The organism is Flavobacterium agri, from assembly GCF_013401995.1.
Taxonomy (GTDB): domain Bacteria; phylum Bacteroidota; class Bacteroidia; order Flavobacteriales; family Flavobacteriaceae; genus Flavobacterium; species Flavobacterium agri.
In genome coordinates this window covers 373487-397089 of sequence record NZ_JACBJI010000003.1, presented here as the reverse complement: position 1 = coordinate 397089, position 23603 = coordinate 373487, and the positions used below count along the sequence as shown (strand labels likewise).

Sequence of the window (23603 nt, the reverse complement as noted above, 5' to 3'; positions counted from 1 at the left end):
AAGAAAAAATATTAAGGTTAGGCCTTCGGGCGAAAAAGACATTATTAATTCATCCGTTAATAGAAAAAGCTCCGGTAAACGCGGAGCTTTTTTTATTTGAGCAGGTTTTCTAAGGCCGAATCCAACGTTTCGTATTGGAATCGGAAACCCTTATCCAAAGTCTTTTCCGGTTTCACTTTTTGACTCAGAAACAATAGACTCGCCATTTCCCCTAACATCATATTAAGCAGCCACTCGGGCAAGTTGGGCATAAAATACGGTTTGTGGAGTGTTTTGGCGATCGCTTTTACCATTTCGCGGTTCGTTACCGGATGCGGAGCCGTCGCATTGAAAGCGCCTTCCCAGTTTTCTTGCAAAGCGGTGACGTACATGTTGACCAAATCGTGTATGTGTATCCACGATTGCCATTGCTCGCCAGTTCCGAAAGCAGCGCCGAACCCGAATTTTACGGGTTTTGCCACTTGCGGCAACATTCCGCCTTCTTTGGCCAAGACGAGTCCGGTCCTGATTTTGCAGACTTTCAATCCTATCGAAGCGAAACGGTCGGCGGCGCATTCCCATTTTGAGACGACATGGCCTATGAACGATTGTTCGATATCTTTCGAATCCTCGGTGTGATAGATCGAAAGGCTATCCTTATAGATTCCGATGGCCGAAGCCGAAATGAATTGTTTGACCTGGTTCTGGTTTTCCTTGAGTAGTTTGAACAACAGATTCGCAGACAATACGCGGCTTTCTATGATTTGTTGTTTGTAACGTCTCGTCCAGCGCTTCGAAATGTTCGCGCCCGCCAAATGAATGATCGCATCCACGCCTTCGAGGCATTTTTCGTCAATGATCTCGTTTTCGGGATTCCAGAAAAACCCGCTGAAGTGAGGTTCGTTCCTGATGTCTTTCTTGCTTGTGGTAAGATAATGGACATCGATCTTATGGGCCGCCAATTTGACCGACAACTGCTTCCCGACAAGCCCTGTCGCGCCTGTAATCAATACTTTCATGCGGATTCGTTTTGCTTAAAGGTACGCTTGATAATCGCGCGCGTTTGGAAAGACAACGTTAATTATAAAGGATTTAACGTCTATTTGGCCTTGAGCGTCCACTCGAAATCCATCACGGAAACCTGCTCGCCTTTTTCGTTTACGGCAATCGAGGTCATCCAGCATGTGACGCCTTCTCCGGTTCTTATGGTTTCCTGGATCGCGCTGCGGATTTTGTCGCCGTCATTACACGTAAAGGTGATTCGCCCGACGGCCTTTTTGGTAAAAACGGCTTTATTCGAAGCGACGAGCATCGACACTTTCTTTCCCGAATTGTTGATATGATTGATGACAAGCGCGCCCGTAGACAGTTCCGCAGCCATCGCCTGGACGGCAAAATACATGGAATTGAACGGGTTTTGGTTGATCCATCTGAACTTTACCGAGGTCACACATTTCGCTTCATCGATGCTTTTCACACGTACTCCGCACAAAAAAGCCGACGGAAGTTTAACAAACAGGAATTTATTCAACTGACTCGCGGAAACGCCCATAACTACTATGTTTTGAGGCTAAAATAAGCATTTTCCGCACATCTTCTGAACCTATTTAAATGTTAACATTTTGTTAATTATAAGTACTATGCAAAACAAGATACCTTATTTCATATATATATTTGCATAAGAAATTACTATGTTACTCATCAATCATGGAAACACAAGGAAATAAAAGCAAAGCGATGTTGGTGCACTTGAGCACTTTCGCACAATGGTTCATCCCTTTCGGGAACTTCATTTTTCCGCTCGTCATTTGGAGCAGCACGAAAAAGGACTCAAAATTCATAGACGAACACGGACGTCAGTCGATCAATTTCCAACTCAGCATTTTCGTCTACACGCTCGCTCTTTGCCTTATCGCGATCCCGATCTTCCTGTTCACGATTTTTAAGCACGCCCCGTTTCGCGCCATGATGCATGACGAAGTCTATATAGGGAACGACTTGACACCCGAGAACATTTCGGGAATCGTAATCCTCGCCATCCTCGCCGTCGTCTTGTTCTGCTTTTTGAAAGTGGCCGAATTTTTCCTCGTGGTCTACGCGTCGGTACGGGCAAGCGAAGGAAAGGAATACAAATATCCGCTGTGCATACCTTTTATTTCAGGAAATAATCAACCCGAAGTTCAGGAAGCAGAGGAAACAGTTGCAGAAAAAGAAAAAGAAACAGAAATACAATCATCGGGAGTTCAATCATCATCAAACGAATCAGTCGAACCAGACGAAAACGAAAAGGCCTAATCAATCTTTTCAAACGTTCATCATCAATCAAAATCGCGATTATGATCAATCGGATTGAAACAAAAAGCGACCTAATCAGTCATTAACGTTGTTTCAATATTCATAATCCATTTAAAATCAAGTCCAATCATCACCCCGAAGCGCAATCAGACTGTTGTAGCGCGACGGGAAAAATCAAAAAAGATCATGTTAAAAATCATCACCCAGCTAAGCATGTTCCTCGTAGGGACTTTAGCGCAGTCACAGGTTTCTGAAACCAGAGAAATGCAACACTTCAGTAAAATAGTCGTAAACGATGGCGTCGAGCTCGTGCTCACCCAAAGCGGTACATCGGAACTCTTCGCACAGGCACCCGATGCGCTTTCGCTCAACGATTTGGTCACCGAAGTGAAAGACGAAACATTGTTCGTGTACACCAAAGACGAACTCGAAGGCGATGCCAAAGTGTACATTTCGCTTAGCGAGCTATCAAGCCTTACGGTGTCCGAAAATTCGCAAGTGAGCCTTACCAACGAGCTCAACATGCCTGAATTGCAAATCAGCCTCGCGTCTCACTCGATTTTTACCGGAAACGTGAACGCATCGAAATTAGGCCTTGACCTCAAAGCGGGTTCTTTTTTCAGCGGAAACGTGACCGCTCGTGAGTTTTCGGCCAGCATCGACGGCAAATCGACGGCAAGACTTTCAGGATGGGCCGCCAACGCGACGATCAATGCCGCGCACGGTTCCAAGTGTTTCGCCAAAACATTGTATACTTCAATAAGCGCGCTCGACGCTTCGGGCAATTCGCAGATCGCGGCCAACGTCGAAAAAGAAGTATTGGTGAAAATCACCGAAGGTTCCCAGATCAGCTGGGCAGGCTATCCGACGAGCACGACGTTGCCCGAAGATGCCAAAATCGTAAAATCAAATACCACCGCGATCTCAGGAATCTGATTCCCAAATCCGGATTTTAAAAACAATAAAAGTGGAATTATGAATATTGAAAACACAAAAGCCCAGATGCGCAAAGGTGTGCTCGAGTTCTGCATACTGAGTGTCCTTAAAGAAAAGGATGCTTATACTTCGGAAATCCTCGACACATTGAAAAACGCCAAACTGCTTGTGGTTGAAGGAACGGTTTATCCGCTGCTCACAAGGCTCAAAAACGACGGACTTCTCAATTACCGTTGGGAGGAATCAACCTCGGGACCGCCGCGAAAATATTACGGGCTTACCGAAAACGGCAAAATTTTTCTAACAGAATTGAACGGTACCTGGACAGAGCTTTCCGACGCCGTGAACATAATCACCAACCAAAAATCGCAATCATGAACAAGACTGTAAATATCAATCTCGGCGGGATGTTCTTTCACATAGACGAAGATGCCTACCAAAAACTGAATCGCTATTTCGAGGCGATAAAACGCTCGCTCAACAACTCGACGGGCCAAGATGAGATCATCAAGGACATCGAGATGCGCATAGCCGAAATCATTTCGGAAAAACACACGCACGAAAAACAAGTCATCAATTCACGCGAAGTCGACGAGGTCATCGCCATCATGGGACAACCCGAAGACTATCGCATCGAAGACGACGGACAGCCTGCGGCGGCTTCGGCCAACTTTGAATACACGGCTCCGAAACGCATGAAAAAACTGTACCGCGATACCGAAAAAGGTATGGTTGGCGGTGTTGCGACAGGCCTCGGGCATTATTTCGGGATCGACGCGGTGTGGATCAAGATCTTGTTCCTGATTTTCGTATTCGCAGGTTTCGGAACCGGAATCATCGCCTACTTCGTATTGTGGATCGTAACGCCGGCCGCCCAAACCACAGCCGAAAAGCTCGAAATGAGAGGTGAGCCCGTGACCATTTCTAACATCGAAAAGAAAGTGCGTGAGGAATTCGAAAACGTATCCGACAAGTTCAAGAACGCCAACTACGACCAAATGGGCAATCAGGTAAAAACCGGTGCCGAACGTGTCGCCAACAACATCCTCGATGTGCTGGGAAAGGTTTTCGGAGCGTTCGCTAAGGTGCTTGGGGCGCTCATCGTTGTATTCACGGCACTATTGCTGATAAGCGGATTCATCAGCCTGTTCACTTTGGGATCATCGTCTTTCATCGACGTGCCTTGGCAAAAATATGCCGACGCGCTCAATTACACCGATTTCCCGTTGTGGTCTGTGGCTACGCTTGGTTTCCTTGCCATCGGAATCCCGGTATTCTTCCTGTTCATTTTGGGATTGAAACTGCTCGTGAGCAACTTGAAATCTATCGGAAATGTCGCGAAATACACGTTGTTGGCTTTGTGGCTGATCTCTATCGGAATCCTGATCACACTTGGCGTAAAACAAGCCACCGAAATCGGATACGAAGGAAAGACCGTCGAAAAACAGACGTTGCAGATCGCGACAAACGACACGCTTCATGTGAAATTCCGCTATAACGATTACTATGCGAAAAACGTCGAGAACCGCCACGACTTCGAATTCACGCAGGACGAAAAAGGCAAAGACGTGATCTATTCGAACGAGGTGCATATCGAAATCCTCAAGACAGACGAGAAGTTCCCGTATGTGCAGGTCGAGAAGGTTGCACGCGGCAAATCGCTTTCGGAAGCCAAGCAACGTTCAGAAAAAATCAGATACGGTTTCTCAATTGAAGGAAATCACCTAATTTTAGACAACTATCTGCTTACCGACGTAGAAAACAAATACCGCAAGCAGGAAGTCGAGATTTTCCTATACGTTCCTGAAGGAATTTACCTCAAACCAGACGAAAGCCTAGAGAATTTCGACTGGAGCGACGACGGATTCTTTAACCTTCACTGGTCTGGCGAGTACGATTACAAAGTCGGGAAAGACCAGGTGAAATGCCTCAATTGCCCGCCGGACGAGAATGACGAATGGAACGATTCCGATGAAAATTGGGACGAAGCCAACGACAGCATCAACGTTCACGGCGTGATCATCGAGAACAACGGCGACAGTACGAAAACCATCACCGTAGACAAAAACGGGGTTCGCGTGCAGAACGGCAACAAAAACGAATCGGGAAAATTGAAAAGTCTCAAAATAGACGACAACGGAGTAATCATCAAAACCGAATAATAACATGAAACGCATCATCCAATCGACCACCACTTTTGTACTCGCCACAATCGCGGCACTTTCGCTGAATTCCTGCATGGATTTCGACATGAAGACCGTAGTAGGCAGCGGAAACGTAAAAACAGAAACGCGCAAGATCGACGGCGCATTCACCAAAGTCCAATCGGAACGCGGGCTTGACGTCGTGATCGAACAAGCCGACCAGGTATCGGTGGTGGTCGAGGCCGATGATAACGTAATAAACGGCATCAAGACCAGACTCGAAGGCGACAAACTTATCATCACGTCCGATTACAACAGCTATTCGAACGTGGCTTCGAAAAAAGTGACCGTCAAAATGCCGAAAATCTCATCGCTTGAAGCCGAAAGCGGATCAAGCCTCACGTCAAGCGGAAACCTCAGAAGCGAAGACCTCGACCTGAGCACTTCGAGCGGAGCCGACATGAAAGTAGTCGTAGAAGCCGATAATCTTTCGGCCGGTTCATCGAGCGGAAGCCACCTTGAAGTGACCGGGAAAGCACTTGATTTCAGGACCGATTCTTCAAGCGGAAGCGAAATCAAGGCAGGCGATTTGCTTGCCAACGACGTCTCTGCCGATGCAAGTTCGGGCAGCAACATTTTGGTGCACCCGCTTGTAAAACTCGACGGGAAAGCATCAAGCGGCGGTTCCGTGCGCTATAACAACGATCCGAAATCGTTCACCAAAGACGAAAGTTCGGGCGGAAGCGTCTCCAAGCAATAATTTACTTACTAACTGTTCTTTATTGGCTTAGGCCGAAAAGCAATCAGCAACCCAATTATCTTATAGTTTATGAAACCATCTCTTTTGAACATGGCCGGGTTGCTGTTGCTTTTTTTTAGCGGCTCAACTTTCTCACAAAGCACTGACTTACAAAAAACAATACACGAAAACGACAGTCTTTTCTGGGTTGCCTATAACCATTGCGATATCGACGGCATGCACAGATTCGTGGCCGAAGACGTCGAATTCTACCACGACAAAGGCGGTTTCCAAAACGGCTGGCCAACTTTCGAGCAGACGACCAAACGCAACCTTTGCGGACGCGTCAACTGGAAAATCCGTCGTGAAGCCGTGAGCGGAAGCGTGAAAATCTATCCGATGGAAAACAACGGACAGGTTTACGGCGCGATCATTTCGGGAGAGCACAAATTCCTGATCACCGAAAACAACCAACCCGAATATTGGTCGGGCGTCGCCAAATTCACACATTTGTGGACATTGGAAAACGGATCGTGGAAAATGAAGCGCATCTTGAGTTTCGACCATCAGCCCGCGCCGTACCAAACGACAAGGAAATCCATTTTGCTTCCAAATAAAACCCTGAAGCAGTTCCAAGGCAGATACGACAGCAAGCAAGGCGTTATTACAGTCGCGCCGAACGACAATTCGCTGTCGTTGACCTTGGGTGGAAAAACGACGATCCTTTATCCCGAATCGGAAACGATCTTCTTCTCGAAAGAACGCGACCTGACGTTCGAATTCGTCAAAACCGACGGCAAGATCTTGAAACTTATCGTACGCGAAAACGGTAATATCGTAGAACAAGACCCGATTTTAAAATAGCATGCAACCCTTTTACAAAAATTCCCGTCTACTAAGCGGGAGTTTTTCGTTTAGGCCGTTACAATTCCTATCTTGAATCGTTTAAAATCGAAGCAAACCGTTAGTTTTGAGAATATAAACCGTTCACCAACAACTATTCACAAACAACCATTCATCCATAAATCACCATCAATAACCAACGACACATGAAACTTGTCATCAACAACATCGACAAGAAATATCCTAACGGCGTACACGCGCTCAACGATGTTTCCCTCACAATCGAAAAAGGCATGTTCGGGCTACTTGGCCCAAACGGAGCCGGAAAATCTTCACTCATGCGAACGCTCGCCACGCTTCAGGACGTAGACAGCGGCTCGGCTTTCCTTGGCGACATCGACATTCTCAAGGACAAGGAAAACCTGCGCAAGGTTTTGGGCTACCTGCCGCAGGAATTCGGCGTGTATCCGAGGACTTCGGCCGTCGACCTGCTCGACCATCTCGCCCTTTTAAAAGGTTTCGCAGACAAATCGGAACGCAAACAAATCGTAAGCGAACTTTTGGTCAAAGTGAACCTTTGGGAACATCGTAAAAATGCCGTGAGCAGTTACAGCGGCGGGATGCGCCAGCGGTTCGGGATTGCGCAATGCCTTATCGGAAATCCGAAACTCGTGATCGTAGACGAACCGACCGCGGGACTCGACCCTGGTGAAAGAAACCGATTCTACAACATCTTGAGCGAGATCGGGGAAAATGTGATCGTGATCCTTTCGACGCATATCGTACAGGACGTGCGCGAATTGTGCACCCAAATGGCCATCATGGACAAAGGCCGCGTGCTTTTCAGCGGCAATACGGACGAAGCGCTCGCCCAAATCAAAGGCAAAGTATGGGAAAAGAAAGTCGACAAGCACGCTTTGGGCCAATATCAGTCTGAATACAAGGTGATTTCGAACAAACTCGTGGGCGGCAATCCGTTGATCCACGTGTTCGCCGAGGACAATCCGAGCAACGGTTTCATCAAGGCCGAGGAAAATCTCGAAGACGTATTTTTCGCCAAAATCCACGAACTCGTCTAACCTAAACCGTAAACTACATGTGGAAATTTATACGATATGAGCTAAAATATTGGCTCAAAACACCGATGGTATGGATATTCATGCTTATCTGTGCGTTGTTCACTTTTGGCGCAACAGCCTCAGAAAATGTTATCATAGGTAGCAATCCTGGTAATATTTTCAAAAACGCACCTTTCCAAATCATCAATTATTATGTATTCATGTCGACGGTTACTCTTTTAATGACGACCGCTTTTATGAATGCGACCGCCAACCGCGATTTCGAAACAGGTATGTACCAGTTCGTATTTTCGAGTCCAATAAAAAAACGTGATTACTTCTTCGGCAAATTCATAGGAGCGTTAATAATTTCGTTGATTCCCTCACTCGGAATTTCTCTCGGGGCTTTGATTGCACCATTGGTTGCGCCCGCTTTTGATTGGACACCCGCAGAACGTTATGGAGCAATTTATTGGTCAGCACATTTACAAGGATTAGTCTCCTTCGCAATTCCCAATATCTTTATTACTGGAGTTCTGCTCTTTGGTCTCGCCGTAACTTTTAGAAGTACTATCGTTTCTTTTGTTGGATCAGTACTCATGCTCGTTCTCTATTTTGTGGCAGATGCTTATACAAAAGATATACAAACTGAATGGCTTGCAACGGTAATAGACCCTTTTGGAGTACGTCCTTTTGACGTCATGACCAAATATCTGACGTTGGGTGAAAAGAATTATAGCGTTACGCATTTAAGTGGTGAGTTATTAACAAACCGATTGTTATGGCTGGGTATAGCTTTTATTATATTGATGGCGATCTATTGGAAGTTCTCGTTCAACGCGAAAAACCGAAAAGCCAAGGAAAAGAAAGAGAAAAACCTCAAACAGCCCGTGGTCACCAACGCGGTTTTCGAACCGAAAAAAGCCGGCGTTTTTACGTTCGGTTCGTGGTTGCACCTGATTAAATTCGAAACAAAATCGATCATCAAAAATCCGGTTTACATTACGGTGATGGCCATCGGTTTCATCATTTTGATCGTCGGATTCTGTACGCTTACCGACAGTTTCGGCACGACGCGTTATCCGACCACCTACATCGTGGCCGACAGTATCCTCGATTCGTACGCCGTTTTTTTCTACGGATTTATCGCGTTCTACACGGGCGTTCTGGTCTGGAAGGAACGCGACGCGAAAATCAACGAGATACAAGATGCGACACCGGTTTTGTCGGGTATGTTGTTCACGTCTAAATTCATTGCGATTTTCCTTTCGATATTACTCGTGATCGTTGTTTCGATCGTGCTCGGTATTTTTACCCAAATGCTTTACGGCTATACGAATTTCGAAATCGACGTGTATTTCAAGGAATTGATCCTGATCCAGATGTCGCGCATCTTGTTCCTGACTACGCTTTCGCTTTTGTTCCATTACCTGATCAACAACCGCTATATCGCGTGGTTCGCGTTCATCGCGTTCCTGATCGTGAACAGTTTCATCTGGAGCGTTTTGGAAATCGATACGAACATGGTGGCTTTCGGGGCGCGTCCGCGTACGATTTATTCGGACATGAACGGTTACGGGCCATTCATTCCCGGACTGACTTGGTATAGCGCGTATTGGGGATTGTTCTGTTTGTTGCTGTTCTTCGTGATTTCGGCTTCCTATATCAGAGGTAAGGAAGAAGACTGGAAAAGCCGATGGAAAAATGCCAAAACCCGTTTTTCGAAAAGCAGTATCGCCATAGCCGCCAGTTTGGCGTTGTTCGTATTGTGCGCCGGATTCGTGTATTACAACACGTTGGTATTGAACACGTACGATTCGAACAAACAAGGTCAGGACAAACGCGAGGCATACGAAAAGCAGTTCAAGAAATACGAGAATATCACGCAGCCGCGCTATTACAAGTTCGATTACCAAATCGACCTGCAGCCCGAAAACCGCAGCATGACCGCAAAAGTCACGGCTTGGGCGCACAATGTTTCGAACAAGCCGATTTCGGAACTCCATTTCACGATGCCCGATTTGACCGACAGTATCGAGATGAAAATCCCGAACGCCAAAATCAAACTCAAGGAACAGCGCTTGTTGTATCGCGTCTACTCGCTCGACAAACCTTTACAGCCAGGTGATTCGATTAAGTTCGAGGTCAATTTGACCAAAGTGAACCGCGGTTTCGAAAACGAAGTCACGTTTACGGGATTGACGCAAAACGGTACGTTCTTCAACAGCGATAATTTGTTGCCGCGATTCGGATACCAACGCGAATACGAGATCCAGGACAAGAACAAACGCGCCAAGCTCAAGCTTCCGGTGCGCCAACGCATGCCCAAACTCGACGATAACAACCTTGTAGCGCGTTCGAACACTTACATCGGCAACGATTCCGATTGGGTTACGGTGAACACGACGATCAGCACGTCGCCGAACCAGATCGCGATCGCTCCGGGTTCGCTCGTCAAGGAATGGAAGAAAAACGGAAGACGCTATTTCCAGTACAAACTCGACCAGAAAGCACTTAATTTCTATTCGTTCATTTCGGCGGATTACCAGGTCGCGCGCCAAAAATGGAATGGTATCGACCTCGAAGTCTATTACGACAAAAAACATGCGTATAACGTTCCGAACATGTTAAAGGCGATGCAGAAATCGCTCGAATATTACACCAAAAATTTCGGGCCGTATTACCAAAAGCAGTGTCGCATCATAGAATTCCCGCGCTATTCGAGCTTTGCGCAGGCATTTCCGGGAACGATGCCGTACAGCGAATCCATCGGTTTCATCACCGATCTGCGGGACGTGAAAGACAGCGACATCGACATGGTATTCTACGTCGTCGCCCACGAAATGGGCCACCAGTATTGGGCGCATCAACTTTGCGGCGCGAACATGCAGGGAAGCGAGATGATGAGCGAAGGCTTTGCACAATATTCGGCTTTGATGGTCATGGAAAAGGAATACGGAAAGGACAAGATGAAAAAGTTCCTCAAGTACGAAATGGACGATTATCTTTCGGGACGCAGCGCCGAATCTGAGGCCGAACGCCCGCTCATGAAAACCGAGAGCCAGCAGTACATCCACTACAACAAAGCGAGTGTCGTGATGTATTATCTCAAGGAAATGATAGGCGAAAACCAGACGAACCAGGCCTTGCGCAACCTTTTGAACGAATTCGCGTATAAAGAACCGCCGTATGCGACATCGAATTATGCGGTGCGCGAGTTCCGAAAAGTCACACCCGATTCGCTCCAATACCTGATTTCGGACATGTTCGAGAACATCACCTTGTTCGACAACCGATTGATGAAAGCGTCATACGAGAAAAAAGGCAAGGATTTTTTGGTGACGCTCGAAACGAAATCAGAGAAATTCCGTTCGGATTCGATAGGTGTCGAAAAACCGATCCCGATTGCCGATTATATCGACGTTGCGGTTTTCGCAGAACCTAAAGACGATGCCCAATTCGGTAAAGTACTCGCCAAAAAACGTGTGAAAGTGACTCAAAAACAGAATACCTTCAAGTTTACTGTGAGCGAGCTGCCTTACAATGCGGGAATCGATCCGTATAATTACCTCATCGATCGCGTAACGGACGACAATCTCAAAAAATTCGATTAAACGATAGCAAGGCGACGGCGGAAAGATAATTTCCGCCGTCGTTGTTTTATGGCCTTACGAAAACAATCGTCCTAATTTTTATATTTGTGCCACAACCAAACAACATGAAAAATTTCCTACTTATCTTATTTGTGGCTTTCAACGTGCTCAACACGTCGGCACAAAAGCTCAAAGGCACGAAAGTGGTCACGACGTCCCAAAAGGAAATCGGGAATTTCGAGGCGATCGAAGTGGCCGACAACATCGAGCTTTTCCTGTCTAAAGGCGACAAGGCCGATGCCGAAATCGAAGCCGACGACAACCTGCACGAGGTCATCTCGATTTCTGAAAACACGGGCATTTTGCGGATTTCGGCCAATCAACAAATCAGCAGCTTCAAGAAACTCAGCGTGAAGATTACCTATACGGACGACTTCAAACTGCTTACGGCAAAAGGGAGTGCGAACGTGACGGCGCTTACGGATCTTATCCTGACCGATTTCACGATCAAAACGTTCGATAACGCCAAGATTTTCGCGACCGTAAAAAGCAAGAAATTCACGTTCATGGCCAACGACAAGTCGAAAACCGAACTCAACGTATCGGCTACCGAATCGGTCGTGGAAATGAACAACGGCGCGAACCTGAAAGCGTTGATTTCTTCGGATAAACTTACGTTCGATATGTATCAGAAAGCGTCCGCGGCCATCGAAGGCGACGTGAATACGCTAAAGCTTCGTTTGGACAATAACGTGAATTTCGTCGGTAAGAACCTCACGACCAAAAACGCCGACCTTACGACCGAAGGCAACAGCAATTGCAGTATCGAAGTCTTGGAAAAAGCGGTGATTTCGGCTTCGGGAAAATCGGAAATCGATTTGCATGGAGAACAGAAAATCGAGATCAATAAGTTTAGCGACAATGCTTTGATTTCGAAGAAGAACAATAAGGTGAAGTGAGTTTAGCCACGAATGGCACGAATTTCACGAATCCAATACCAATCGCTAATGAAAAATCCCGATTCTCATCGGGATTTTTCATTAGAACTATAATATAATTTCTAATAGCGTTCTCTTATTTGTGAAATTCGTGCCATTCGTGGCCCCAAAATCATTCCGCGCTCACAGGCTGCTCAAGCGAAACCAAATAACGCTCGGCATCCAAAGCCGCCATACAACCCGTTCCGGCTGCGGTTACGGCCTGACGGTATACGTTGTCCTGAACGTCTCCACAAGCGAAAACACCTGGCAGGTTCGTTTTGGTAGATTTTCCGTGAGTGATCAGATAACCCGTTTCATCCATCTGCAATTGGCCCTGGAAGATTTCGGTATTCGGTTTGTGGCCGATCGCAATGAACAATCCAGTCACAGGAATATCCGTTTTCTCGCAAGTCGCGTTGTCGAATACGCGTATGCCTTCCACAACCTGATCGCCTAAAACCTCATCGATTTCACTGTTGTACAAAACGGTGATGTTAGGCGTGTTGTTCACGCGGTGTTGCATCGCTTTCGAAGCGCGCATATGTCCTTTTCGAACAAGCATGGTTACGCTTTTGCAGATATTGGCCAAGTACGTCGCTTCTTCTGCAGCCGTATCTCCGGCGCCCACGATGGCTACGTCTTGTCCTTTGTAGAAGAATCCGTCGCACACGGCGCATGCGGAAACGCCGCCTCCGCGCAATCTTTGCTCGCTAGGCAATCCGAGGTATTTCGCGGTCGCGCCAGTAGAGATGATCACGGTTTGGGCATGGATTTCTTTTGCCCCGTCGATGATGACTTTGTGCCATCCGCCAACTTCTTTGTGGAATTGTACCATCGTCGCCATCCCGATGCGTACGTCGGTACCGAAACGTTCGGCTTGCTGTTGAAGCTGCACCATCATCGTTGGTCCGTCAATGCCTTCGGGATAACCCGGAAAGTTGTCGACTTCGGTCGTGGTGGTAAGCTGTCCGCCTGGTTCGAGGCCGGTGTATAAAACAGGATGCATATCGGCACGGGCAGCGTAAATCGCGGCGGTATAACCCGCAGGACCCGATCCGATGATAAGGCATTTCACTTTTTCTATTGAATCTGACATAATGTTTGGTAGTTGGATTTTCGACTGCAAATGTAACAGATTCAACGCGTAAAAAAACCCATTGTAAATTACTTTTGCCTATATGTGGATAAGTTTAGAGACGTGTTTTGAGGTACTCGATTTTCGCATTTCTGCCAAGCGAAAAAATCTTATCGGAAGCGTTGAGATACTCCAGTAAAAATAAGCCTTTGCCATACCATTTTACATCGTCGGACTTGTCGCCGAGAGCGATCAAAATATCGGCGAGGTTTTCGATATTCCCCGAATCGAAAGCGGGATTTTGCTTCAAGGTTTCGATGAGCTCGGAATCTTCGAGATGCAAGATGTCGTCCAAGACCAAACCTCTTTCGGCCAAAGCCGTTTCTACCGATTCGATCGCCTCATCGAACGTCAATCCCGATAAGGTCGCGAGCAGTTTTGCCATGAATTTGGCGAGCTCTTCGATTTGGAAAACGAGGTAGTCTTTGCGTAACATTCAGTTCGATGCCTTATTTATTTGAACCATTAAGATAGTTAAGGAAGTTAAGCTTTGCAACTTGGCGGTTTCAGAAAGTTCGTCGCATCTTAAATCGTCTTGATCGCCATGATCTTATCCTCGAAACAATCTTTGTGGAATGATTTTCCTTTGATGCGCGTCTTATACGTATACACCGTCGCGACCGAAAGTTCAAGGAATTCGGCGATTTGGTTCGCGTCCTGGATACCGAGGCGATACAGCGCAAAAAGTCGCATCTCCGTATTCAAAAGTTCGCCTTTTTTGATGATGGGTTGATGTTCGGGCGCGAAAAACGACGTGAAATCGGAAATGTACGACGGGAACAAGCGCAGGAAAATCTCGTCGAATTGATGGAACAAGTTCTCGCGTTCGTGCTTTATGTCATATTTCTTGAGCGATTGCAGCAAATCCTCGGTCTTTTTGGCGATGACTTTCTGAATTGTCGACTTTTGGAAATGGTCGATCTTATTGACGAAATCGGACGTCGCCTTGATGAAATACGCGATGTATTCCTGTTTGATTGCGTTGGCTTCACTTAACGACGTATTCATTTCCTGCAACTTCACATACGATTCGGCCATTTCCTTTCGCGCCGCGTTCTTGTGTTTGAGCTGTTTGAAAATGATGACAAGGAACACGATGATGATGACCGCCAAAACCGTAAGCAAAATCACGATGCGCTCCAAAGTGTCGTTCTGTCCCTGAATTTTGTTGAGTTGCGCTTTCTCGATGATCGGAAGTATGGACGAAATCTCGATCTTGCGATGACGTGCGTTGTAGAACGTCGCGTCGTCCATCGCCAGGCTGATGTAACTGTTGGCTTTTTCGAGATATCCGAGTTTGAACAATTCGTTAGCGAGATTGCGCAATGCGACCGTTTCTTTCGTGGCGCTTTTCACGTCTCCGATCGCAGCCAGCGCCAAATATTCGATCGCTTTTTCGGTAAAACCACGTTCCGAATAAATGTATCCAAGACTTGAGGTTGCGATGCCGTAGTATTCCTCGGGCAGTTTGAAATTGTTGATCCAATAGCTGAACGCGAATTCGGCACCGCGCCAATCCTGCTGTTTCATGCGCTTGAGGCTTTCGGTGGCCCAATATTCGTTCGTATTCGGGCTCACAAGTTTGAGCGCCTTTTCTATGTACTCATTCCCTTTTTGGACATACGCGATGTTGAAGCGCGGATCTTTGTTGTAATCGGCCAAATCGTAATACGCACGCGCTTTGATCGAATAATATTCGAACTGGTTTTTAGACGGCAATTTCTCTACCGCAATGCTGTTGAGCGTATCTAAAGCCTCCTTGAACAAGCCCGACGACAGCAAAACGAAACCTTCTTTTATCCTGGCTTTCGACAACAATTGATCGTCTTTTAGCACGAATGCCTTCGATTTTGCCGATTCCAGGTAATAATAGGCCGAGTCGTATTTGAACGATTTGTATTCGTCGAACAACTCCAAATAATACGTATATAACTGGCGGTCGTCCTTGCTCAGCGTGTATTTGTCAACATTGCGTTTGAGTTCCTTGATCTTCGCGTACTTCTTGCGCACATAGATTTCTTTGTCCTGCAAGACCTTGTCAAGTCGGTCGATGACGGGATTGATGTCTTTGGCCAACAGGACATGGGTCAACAAAAAGAAAAATATCACATGGGAAACGCGCATCTTGTTTGGTTTGTACCTGTTTTTAAGTAATCAGGCGATGTCGGATTTGGAAAAACGGGCAGGATTTGCCGCCAGATTTCGCTATCCGTAAAAATCGTAGGGCCAATATATGGTATTCCGAAAAAATAGCAGCATAAATTTTCATATCGACATTTCGATGGCTAAAAAAATCAGAAAAACATCTTAACAATCACTTGATTTTTGCACGGCAATAAAAAACACAAAAAACTGACAATCAATTAATTGACATTACGAAATCGTTTGATTTATCTTGATTTTTACCCAACATTTTTTTTAAGGTTTTTTTAAGGTTTAGCTTCGTTCCACTCTTTTTCTCGAGAGCAAAATCATTAAAAAATCAATAACTAAAACCAACAAAATTTATGAGAATCAAACCATTTTTATGGCTCGCTGTACTGGGCGTTTTTGCGCTCGGATGCAACGAGCAGGACGACGGCGAACACGTCGACCCGATCACGCTTTACGAAAAGATAAACGGCAATTGGGGATTGATGAGCGTCAAGATGACAGACGAAGTCGCCAAGGCCAACGGCATCACGCCCAACGAACAAAACCTCAGCACTTATTTCAATTATGAGGATTTCGCGATCCGGTTCAACGTAGATGAAGAAATGCGTCCGACGACTTATGAAGTAAGCGGAGACGTACCTCCACTTTTCGCACCTACAGGTTATTACGAACTCAGCAGCGATTTTCAACCGACCGGCGGCAATGCCGTGCGCGTTTACCTCTACAGCGATGCCGAACACGCCAACAAAACTGACGAGCTGCGAATCACATCGGTTCCGGGAAGCAACGAGGAAATGGAAATTCAGGTAGTACGCACCTCGGCGGGAACGCCTTTCGTTTCGTATACGTTCAAACTAAACGCCATCGACTGATATGAAAAAGATACTTTACGCTTTTATGCTTGCGTTATTGGCACTTCCGAACGTTTCAAAAGCACAGGAAGCCGCCGGAGCCGTTGCCGACATGTGGTCGTATCCCGTCGTCTACAAATACGACGAACAAGTCAAATGGTATTTCGATCTGACAGGCACGACCTGGAACCAAGGCGACGACGTATACCTCTGGATCTGGTCGCCTTCTGAGCCCGATGCCGGAAACTGGAACAATTCGTCCGAATTCGCCAAACTGACCTGGGAACACGACTTCGTATGGAGTTTCACGCTTACGCCGACCACTTATTTCAACATGACGCCCGAAGCGATTGCGGCCAGCGCCGGATTTTGGTTCAGGCTTAAGGACGATGCCGGAACCAAGCAATCTGATGTCGCGAACATGGCGTACACGAATTTCGATTCGTTTTACACAGCCAACGAACTCGTACGTCCTTATCCGGAACATCCTACGCTCGACGGCGGTTTGAGCATATTGTTCAACGCCAATCTCGCTCCGGGATTCGAGAACGCGACGAGCGTGCATTTCCACAGCGGACTCAACAATTGGGCTATCCTTCAGGAATATCAGGCGTGGTTGCCCGAAATCGTGGCCAAGACGGCTTTGAAGAACATGGGTAACGGGTTTTGGAAAATGGATTTGATACCGTCCGAATACTACAACGGCATTCCCGACGGATTCGTTTTCGAGAACATCACCTACCTGTTCGTCAAGGATGAGTGGGCCGGTACGATCCCAGACCAGATTTTATACGCGGCCGAAGTCATTCCGCCACCACCGCCGGCTTTCAAGTATTTCCCGCAGCAAATCAGCAAGAAGGACTTTCTCGGAATCATGAGAACCGATAACGAGCCCGGCATCAACACATTGGTGTATACCATCACGGCCGGATCGACGGAAATCACAGGATCGTTTTCAGGAAACATGGCCGAAATCAAGGGATTCGTGAATCTTCCGGCGGCTTTACAGAACGTGAACGCCACGACGATACACGTGCATGTGACCGACAACACCGACCGCGTGCTTTCGGACGTCGACATCCCGCTCAAAACCCTCGACTAAACCCACCACCAAAAAATAAACACTAATGAACAGTATCATCACGAAATGTGCCCTGCCACACGCAAGGGTTGCGTCTCTGTTGCTTTTCCTGACGCTTTTGCTTAGTGCGGGCATGCAGGCGCAACAGAAAAAAATCATCACGGGCGTGGTTTACGACAATGCCGGAATCGCACTTCCGGGAGCTACCGTGATCGAAACGGGAACGACCAAAAGCGTCATTACCGATACCGACGGAAAATTCGTCCTCGAAGCCACCGAAGGCAATTCGATAGAAATCAGTTTCATCGGTTTCATCACCCAAAAAATCACGGTCGACGCATCCACTTCTGCTTTGCAGATAAGGCTTAAAGAAGATGCGTATATGCTCGATGCGGTCGAACTGGTTTCGGTCGGATACGGAAAAGTCAGGAAGTCTGACCTTACCGGCGCGATTTCTTCCCTCGACGAAAAACAGCTCCAAAAAGGAACGATCGTCTCTACCGAACAAGTGCTGCAAGGAAAAGTCGCCGGATTGGCCGTTGTGAGAGGCACTGGCGACCCAAGCAGCGGTTCGTCGCTTCGCCTGCGCGGCGGAACATCGCTTACGGCGAGCAACAATCCGCTCATCGTAGTCGACGGGATCGCGGGTGTCGACATCAACTCGGTTCAGGCATCGGACATCAAATCGGTGGACGTACTCAAAGACGCATCGGCCACGGCCATCTACGGATCGAGAGGCGCGAACGGCGTCATCATCATCACGACAAAAGGCGGAAGCCGTGGCACATCGGTCACGTACAACGGTTTTACGGGAATCGGATGGGCCTCGAACCACATCGATATGCTTTCTGCCGATCAATGGCGCAAATACGTTCGCGACAACAACATCGTTGACGCTGTCGATTACGGCGGGAATACCGACTGGCAGGACGAACTCGAACAGGAAGCGTTTACCCAATCGCATACGTTGAGCATCTCGAACGGAAAGGAATTTTCGGGTTCGCGCGCCTCGCTTTCGTATTTCAAGAACGAAGGCATCATCAAGACCTCCGAAATGGAACGTCTTGCGGCAAACGTGAGTATGTACCAATATATGCTCGAGAAAAACTTAAAGTTCGATGTAGGCATTTTCGCGAACATCGACAAATGGCATCCGCTCGATTACCGGATTTTTGAACGCGCTTTCAACCTGAATCCGACAATTCCGGTGCGCGATGCAAACGGGAATTTCACATCTGTAGGTGGCACTTTGTATGAGAATCCGGTCGAAATTTTGACGAACAGGAAAGCCGACAGCGAACGTCACCGCATTCTCGGTTATTTCAAGACCGAAGCGAATCTGTTCAAGGATCTGCAATGGGTCGCGAACCTTTCGCTCGAACACAATGCGCTCAAAGGCAACATTTACAAGCCGTCGTATGCGGTTCTTGAAGGCCAGACCGAAGGCGGTTATGCCCAGAAAACCTATGGCGATTACACGAATTCGCAGATCGAGACGTATTTCAGTTACAACAAAATCTTTGGCAAGCACACGATCAACGCGACGGCAGGTTATTCGTTCCTCGAAAACATGTACGAAGGATTGGGTGCGCAACGCAGCGGTTTCACTACCGACCTGTTCCTGTACAACAACCTCGGCGCCGGAACCGATTATCGCTTGGGCGACGTGTATTCGTACAAAGGAAAATCGCGCCTCGTCTCGTTCTTCGGACGCGCCAATTACGGATTCGACGACCGTTATTTATTGACGGCTACAATCCGCCGCGACGGTTCGAGCCGATTCGGGGCGAACAATAAATGGGGTTGGTTCCCGTCGGCTTCGGCTGCGTGGAAAATCTCGAACGAAAGTTTCATGTCGGGCATCAAGGACGTCGTGAGCGATCTCAAATTGCGCGTCGGATATGGCGTTACGGGCAACCAGGACGGAATCGGCGAATATCGCTCGCTTTCGATACTCGGCGTAGGCAACGACAGTTACTACGATCCGGCGACCGGACAATGGAGTCTGGCCTACTCGCCTACCCAAAACCCGAATCCCGATTTGAAATGGGAACAGACCAAAACGATCAACGTCGGACTCGATTTCGCGTTCCTGAGACGCTTTACCGGAAGCATCGAATATTACGACAAGAAAACCGAGGATTTGCTGTACACGTACGAAGTGCCGCAGCCGCCGTATCTCGTCGGTACGATGCTTGCCAACGTGGGCGAATTGTCGAACAAAGGGATTGAGGTCACGCTCAACGCCAACATCATAAAGGCCGACAATACAGGCGATTTCACTTGGGATGCGAACCTCGTTTTTGCGAAGAACAAACAGAAAATCGAGAAGCTTTCGAACGATATTTACGAAACCGACGTGATCAACAGCGGCTCGCTTCACGGGCTTTCGGGCATGTCGAACCAATACTCGCAGATCATTGCCGAAGGTTATCCAGTCGGACAATTCTGGGGATACCAATTCGAAGGATTCGACGAAAACGGTCAATTCATCCTAAGCGCCGAAAAGAAAGCGATCGGAGACGTACAACCCGATTTTACGCTTGGCGTCGGCATGAACTTCACGTACAAGAATTTCGACGCTTCGGTTTCGGGTTACGGCATGTTCGGACAGAAAGTTTTGAACGCTACGAACATGATGCTGTACGATCCGAATCGCATGCCGCAGTACAACATTCCGGATGATTTCGTCGGAAGCAGCATCACTTCGGCTCCGACGTATTCGAGTTATTGGATACAGGACGCGTCGTTTTTCAGGTTGCAGAACATGACTTTGGGTTATACCGTTCCGTTCACGAACAAAGACGATTACCGCCTCAGGTTGTACATCATGGGCGAAAACCTGTTCGTTTTGACAGGCTACAAAGGCACCGATCCCGAAATCGACAACACGGGATTGTCCAATCCGGGCATCGACCGTTTCAACAACTATCCGCGTCCGACGACCGTTTCATTCGGCGTCAGCTTTACGCTCAACAAATAAAATCGCTAACCTAAATCAAGAACGATGAAAGTTAAAATAACAGCAGCCGCATTGCTCTCTTGCCTGCTTCTCAACTATTCCTGTACCGACCTCGACGAGGATTTGTACGACCGTGTCGAAGACGGCGATTTCGGGCAGACGCCAAGCGAAGTCCAGGCTTTGGTCGGAGGTGCTTATTCCTCGCTTCGCGGATTCAACGACGGCATCACCATCTCGTACCCGACTTGCGAATACGTGTTTTTCCTCAACGAAGTCGCTTCGGACGAGGCTACGATCCCAACGCGCGGCACCGACTGGTTCGACGGCGGCCAATACCAGCAAATCCAACGTCACCAATGGACGCCGCAAAACGGTTTGTTGCTTTCGGCCTGGCGCTATGCGTATGCCGGGATCGCAAAAGTGAATTCTATCATTTACCAAGTGGACCGTTCGGGTTTGAGTGAGGAGGCAAAAGCGCCGATTTACGCCGAACTCAAATCCATCCGCGCGTATTATTACTACAATCTTTTGGATTGGTTCGGAAACGTGCCGATCGTCACCAACTTCGAAGACACGGGCCTTCCGACGAATTCCACACGCCAACAGGTGTACGATTTCGTGGAATCGGAATGGCTCGCCGCATTACCGCACCTGCAATCGGGTGTGGTGTATTCGAAATTCACGAAAAATGTCGTGTATTCGATGCTTGCGCGTTTGTACCTGAATTCTGAAGCGTTCATCGGAGTGGCACGTTGGCAGGATTGTCTCGACATGTGCCAACAGGTTTCGGGTTATTCGCTCACGCCTGATTTCTTTGCGAATTTCCTGACCGAAAACCAAACGTCGCCTGAAATCATTTTTGCGATCCCGTACGACCACGAAGCGGGAACCGTCGGCAATTATATGTCGTCGATGAGCAAGCACTACCTGCATAGATTCACGTTGTCCGCAACCGGCGATTATCCGTGGTCGGCTAACGGGATGTGCGCGCAGCCGGGCGTTTTCTCATCGTTCGAAGACATCGACCGACGCAAGAAGTGCATGCTTTCGGGCGAACAGATAAGCCTTGCGACGAATTCCGTGATCGTCATGGACAGCGGCGAACCGTTGAACTATACCGAAGACATCGTCAATTTCACCGACGCCAAACAGAACGAGGGCGTGCGTCTCGACAAATATGAAGACAAGGCCGGCGAAACTTGGGAACGCGATCACGATCTGGTCGTCATCCGTTATGCCGAAATTTTGATGATGCAGGCCGAATGTTACGTCCGCCTCGGTTCCCCGGACCTTGCCGCGTCTTACGTGCAGCAAATCCGTACGCGTGCCGGAGTCGAAATGCCGGCGATCATCGATCTTGATTTCATCGACAAGGAATTGTTGCGCGAATTCACGTTCGAAGGCCGCAGACGCACCGACAACATCCGATTCGGAACGTTCTTCCAGCCTTGGTGGGAAAAAGGCGCGACCGATGCGACGCGTGCGATCTATCCGATACCAGCCAACGTTTTGAGCACCAATCCTAACCTGGTCCAAAATCCAGGCTACTAACTATTGATTTTCGGCCTTCCGTGTGGTTAGTGCGGAAGGCCATTTTTTTAGCCCAAAAGCAACATGAAGACATCTATTTCGATAATGGCGGCAATTTTTTGCAGCGCTTTCCTGGCTTTCGGATGCAGCGATTCGGATCCGTCCGGACCGTCAGATCCGTTTGAGGAGCTTGATCCGGTCGCCATATCCAAGACCAATCCGACCAAAATTTACATGCATTATATGCCGTGGTTCGAGACCAAAGCCAGCAGCCCGAACGGACAATGGGGTTATCATTGGACGATGTCGAACCGCAATCCCGACATCATTACCAACGGAAAAAGGGAAATCGCCTCGCATTATTATCCGATGATCGGACCGTATCATTCGGGCGACAAACAGGTTATCGAAAACCACCTTCTGATGATGAAATACGCCGGAATCGACGGGATCCTGATCGATTGGTACGGCACTTACGATTTGAACGATTTTCGTCTGATCAAGCAAAACACCGAACAATTGATCGACATGCTCGACGAGGTCGGGCTCGAATATGCGATCGTTTACGAAGATCGATTTCTGCCCGATATCGTCAATGCAGGACTCGCTCCTTCGGTAACTTCTGCCGCGCGCACCGATTTTTCGTATCTGCAGAACAATTGCTTCAACGACGCGAATTACATCAAGATCGACGGGAAACCGTTGTTGCTCAATTTCGGTCCTATCGTAATCCAAACCGAATCGGGCTGGACCGACGCTTTCGAGAACCTGAATCCGAAACCGACATTTTTGACGCTTTGGAACGAATCCGCAGATGCGGGAACGAACGCTTCGGGAGAATTCGCCTGGGTGTACCAAAACAGCAATGCGCTCACGAGTTTTTACAACAACAATTTGCCGAACCTCAATGTAGCTTTTGGCAGTGCGTATCCCGGTTTTGACGATTATTACGAAGAAGGAGGAGCAGGAAATATCATCGGTTGGTCCATCGCGCACAACAACGGCGCGACGCTTGACGACACACTTCAATTGGCGTCGAATGCGGGCGTAGATTACCTGCAACTGATCACCTGGAACGATTTCGGCGAAGGCACGATGATCGAACCGACCGTAGAATTCGGATACAGTTACGTGAACAAGATCCGCACGTTTGCCGGAGTGCAAAATACGCCTGCCGTGTTTTCGGACATAAGCCGATTGTACGATTTGAGGTTGGAACACGCCCAAAATACCGCCATCCAACGCAAACTGGACCAGGCTTTTTACTATTTCGTATCGCTCCAAACCGACAAAGCCATAGCTAAACTCAACGAAATCCAATAA

The 23603-nt window shown here is 47.8% G+C and carries 19 protein-coding genes; 14 read left to right on the top strand and 5 right to left on the bottom strand.

Annotated features, from left to right (window positions below; translation table 11 throughout):
- Window positions 1–92 precede the first annotated feature (92 nt).
- Both HZF10_RS09130 and HZF10_RS09125 read right to left on the bottom strand, forming a co-directional pair.
- The gene (locus HZF10_RS09130; RefSeq protein WP_176005888.1) at window positions 93–998 is read right to left on the bottom strand and encodes a TIGR01777 family oxidoreductase; all 906 of its coding nucleotides are present in this window, start codon (window positions 996–998) and stop codon (window positions 93–95) included.
- 80 nt (window positions 999–1078) lie between these two features.
- The gene (locus HZF10_RS09125) at window positions 1079–1531 is read right to left on the bottom strand and encodes a DUF4442 domain-containing protein (RefSeq protein ID WP_176005887.1); all 453 of its coding nucleotides are present in this window, start codon (window positions 1529–1531) and stop codon (window positions 1079–1081) included.
- A 155-nt stretch (window positions 1532–1686) separates the two neighbouring features.
- Here HZF10_RS09125 and HZF10_RS09120 point away from each other — a divergent pair, with 155 nt between their 5' ends.
- The 9 genes from HZF10_RS09120 to HZF10_RS09080 all read left to right on the top strand — a co-directional run bounded on the left by HZF10_RS09120 (window position 1687) and on the right by HZF10_RS09080 (window position 12546).
- A complete protein-coding gene (locus HZF10_RS09120) occupies window positions 1687–2274 on the top strand; it encodes a DUF4870 domain-containing protein (protein ID WP_176005886.1) in 588 nt (195 codons plus the stop codon).
- 186 nt (window positions 2275–2460) lie between these two features.
- Window positions 2461–3210 (top strand): GIN domain-containing protein, encoded by a 750-nt coding sequence (locus HZF10_RS09115; RefSeq protein ID WP_176005885.1) that lies wholly within the window; start codon window positions 2461–2463, stop codon window positions 3208–3210.
- A gap of 39 nt (window positions 3211–3249) precedes the next feature.
- Window positions 3250–3588 (top strand): PadR family transcriptional regulator, encoded by a 339-nt coding sequence (locus HZF10_RS09110; RefSeq protein ID WP_176005884.1) that lies wholly within the window; start codon window positions 3250–3252, stop codon window positions 3586–3588.
- Window positions 3585–5372, top strand: a complete 1788-nt coding sequence (locus HZF10_RS09105; RefSeq protein ID WP_176005883.1) for a PspC domain-containing protein — start codon at window positions 3585–3587, stop codon at window positions 5370–5372. The genes HZF10_RS09110 and HZF10_RS09105 overlap by 4 nt, the downstream gene beginning before the upstream one ends.
- Window positions 5373–5376: 4 nt before the next feature.
- Window positions 5377–6114: a head GIN domain-containing protein gene (locus HZF10_RS09100; protein WP_176005882.1), complete on the top strand. Its 738-nt coding sequence runs from the start codon at window positions 5377–5379 to the stop codon at window positions 6112–6114.
- Window positions 6115–6183: 69 nt separating this feature from the next.
- Window positions 6184–6957 (top strand): nuclear transport factor 2 family protein, encoded by a 774-nt coding sequence (locus HZF10_RS09095; RefSeq protein ID WP_176005881.1) that lies wholly within the window; start codon window positions 6184–6186, stop codon window positions 6955–6957.
- Between the two features lie 185 nt (window positions 6958–7142).
- The gene (locus tag HZF10_RS09090; protein ID WP_176005880.1) at window positions 7143–8015 is read left to right on the top strand and encodes an ABC transporter ATP-binding protein; all 873 of its coding nucleotides are present in this window, start codon (window positions 7143–7145) and stop codon (window positions 8013–8015) included.
- A gap of 17 nt (window positions 8016–8032) precedes the next feature.
- Window positions 8033–11608, top strand: a complete 3576-nt coding sequence (locus tag HZF10_RS09085; RefSeq protein WP_503328421.1) for a M1 family aminopeptidase — start codon at window positions 8033–8035, stop codon at window positions 11606–11608.
- 104 nt (window positions 11609–11712) lie between these two features.
- Window positions 11713–12546: a GIN domain-containing protein gene (locus HZF10_RS09080; protein WP_176005878.1), complete on the top strand. Its 834-nt coding sequence runs from the start codon at window positions 11713–11715 to the stop codon at window positions 12544–12546.
- Window positions 12547–12697: 151 nt separating this feature from the next.
- On the opposite strand, the gene trxB is transcribed toward HZF10_RS09080, so the two are convergent.
- From trxB to susR, 3 genes are all read right to left on the bottom strand, one after another.
- On the bottom strand, window positions 12698–13663 hold the full coding sequence (trxB, locus tag HZF10_RS09075) for a thioredoxin-disulfide reductase (protein WP_176005877.1): 966 nt from the start codon (window positions 13661–13663) through the stop codon (window positions 12698–12700).
- Window positions 13664–13757: 94 nt separating this feature from the next.
- Window positions 13758–14138 carry a hypothetical protein gene (locus HZF10_RS09070; protein WP_176005876.1) on the bottom strand — a complete coding sequence of 127 codons (381 nt, stop codon included), beginning with the start codon at window positions 14136–14138 and terminating at the stop codon, window positions 13758–13760.
- An 89-nt stretch (window positions 14139–14227) separates the two neighbouring features.
- Window positions 14228–15826 (bottom strand): SusR family glycan utilization regulator, encoded by a 1599-nt coding sequence (gene susR / locus HZF10_RS09065; protein ID WP_176005875.1) that lies wholly within the window; start codon window positions 15824–15826, stop codon window positions 14228–14230.
- A gap of 383 nt (window positions 15827–16209) precedes the next feature.
- On the opposite strand from susR, the gene HZF10_RS09060 reads away from it, so the two are divergent.
- From HZF10_RS09060 to HZF10_RS09040, 5 genes are all read left to right on the top strand, one after another.
- The gene (locus tag HZF10_RS09060) at window positions 16210–16728 is read left to right on the top strand and encodes a DUF5004 domain-containing protein (protein ID WP_176005874.1); all 519 of its coding nucleotides are present in this window, start codon (window positions 16210–16212) and stop codon (window positions 16726–16728) included.
- A 1-nt stretch (window position 16729) separates the two neighbouring features.
- Entirely contained in the window at window positions 16730–17809 is a 1080-nt protein-coding gene (locus HZF10_RS09055) for a hypothetical protein (RefSeq protein ID WP_176005873.1), read from the top strand.
- Between the two features lie 25 nt (window positions 17810–17834).
- Window positions 17835–20771, top strand: a complete 2937-nt coding sequence (locus HZF10_RS09050) for a SusC/RagA family TonB-linked outer membrane protein (protein ID WP_176005872.1) — start codon at window positions 17835–17837, stop codon at window positions 20769–20771.
- A gap of 24 nt (window positions 20772–20795) precedes the next feature.
- Complete coding sequence (locus tag HZF10_RS09045) at window positions 20796–22301, top strand: RagB/SusD family nutrient uptake outer membrane protein (RefSeq protein WP_176005871.1); 1506 nt, start codon at window positions 20796–20798, stop codon at window positions 22299–22301.
- A 63-nt stretch (window positions 22302–22364) separates the two neighbouring features.
- The gene (locus HZF10_RS09040) at window positions 22365–23603 is read left to right on the top strand and encodes a glycoside hydrolase family 99 protein (RefSeq protein WP_176005870.1); all 1239 of its coding nucleotides are present in this window, start codon (window positions 22365–22367) and stop codon (window positions 23601–23603) included.

Bases quoted from the DNA above. Each gene is read 5' to 3' on its own strand.
- trxB (WP_176005877.1), bottom strand. From the start codon at position 13,663: ATGTCAGATTCAATAGAAAAAGTGAAATGCCTTATCATCGGATCGGGT.
- HZF10_RS09125 (WP_176005887.1), bottom strand. From the start codon at position 1,531: ATGGGCGTTTCCGCGAGTCAGTTGAATAAATTCCTGTTTGTTAAACTT.
- HZF10_RS09085 (WP_503328421.1), top strand. From the start codon at position 8,033: ATGTGGAAATTTATACGATATGAGCTAAAATATTGGCTCAAAACACCG.
- HZF10_RS09055 (WP_176005873.1), top strand. From the start codon at position 16,730: ATGAAAAAGATACTTTACGCTTTTATGCTTGCGTTATTGGCACTTCCG.
- susR (WP_176005875.1), bottom strand. From the start codon at position 15,826: ATGCGCGTTTCCCATGTGATATTTTTCTTTTTGTTGACCCATGTCCTG.
- HZF10_RS09130 (WP_176005888.1), bottom strand. From the start codon at position 998: ATGAAAGTATTGATTACAGGCGCGACAGGGCTTGTCGGGAAGCAGTTG.
- HZF10_RS09105 (WP_176005883.1), top strand. From the start codon at position 3,585: ATGAACAAGACTGTAAATATCAATCTCGGCGGGATGTTCTTTCACATA.
- HZF10_RS09070 (WP_176005876.1), bottom strand. From the start codon at position 14,138: ATGTTACGCAAAGACTACCTCGTTTTCCAAATCGAAGAGCTCGCCAAA.
- HZF10_RS09040 (WP_176005870.1), top strand. From the start codon at position 22,365: ATGAAGACATCTATTTCGATAATGGCGGCAATTTTTTGCAGCGCTTTC.
- HZF10_RS09095 (WP_176005881.1), top strand. From the start codon at position 6,184: ATGAAACCATCTCTTTTGAACATGGCCGGGTTGCTGTTGCTTTTTTTT.
- HZF10_RS09060 (WP_176005874.1), top strand. From the start codon at position 16,210: ATGAGAATCAAACCATTTTTATGGCTCGCTGTACTGGGCGTTTTTGCG.
- HZF10_RS09080 (WP_176005878.1), top strand. From the start codon at position 11,713: ATGAAAAATTTCCTACTTATCTTATTTGTGGCTTTCAACGTGCTCAAC.
- HZF10_RS09100 (WP_176005882.1), top strand. From the start codon at position 5,377: ATGAAACGCATCATCCAATCGACCACCACTTTTGTACTCGCCACAATC.
- HZF10_RS09115 (WP_176005885.1), top strand. From the start codon at position 2,461: ATGTTAAAAATCATCACCCAGCTAAGCATGTTCCTCGTAGGGACTTTA.
- HZF10_RS09090 (WP_176005880.1), top strand. From the start codon at position 7,143: ATGAAACTTGTCATCAACAACATCGACAAGAAATATCCTAACGGCGTA.
- HZF10_RS09120 (WP_176005886.1), top strand. From the start codon at position 1,687: ATGGAAACACAAGGAAATAAAAGCAAAGCGATGTTGGTGCACTTGAGC.
- HZF10_RS09050 (WP_176005872.1), top strand. From the start codon at position 17,835: ATGAACAGTATCATCACGAAATGTGCCCTGCCACACGCAAGGGTTGCG.
- HZF10_RS09110 (WP_176005884.1), top strand. From the start codon at position 3,250: ATGAATATTGAAAACACAAAAGCCCAGATGCGCAAAGGTGTGCTCGAG.
- HZF10_RS09045 (WP_176005871.1), top strand. From the start codon at position 20,796: ATGAAAGTTAAAATAACAGCAGCCGCATTGCTCTCTTGCCTGCTTCTC.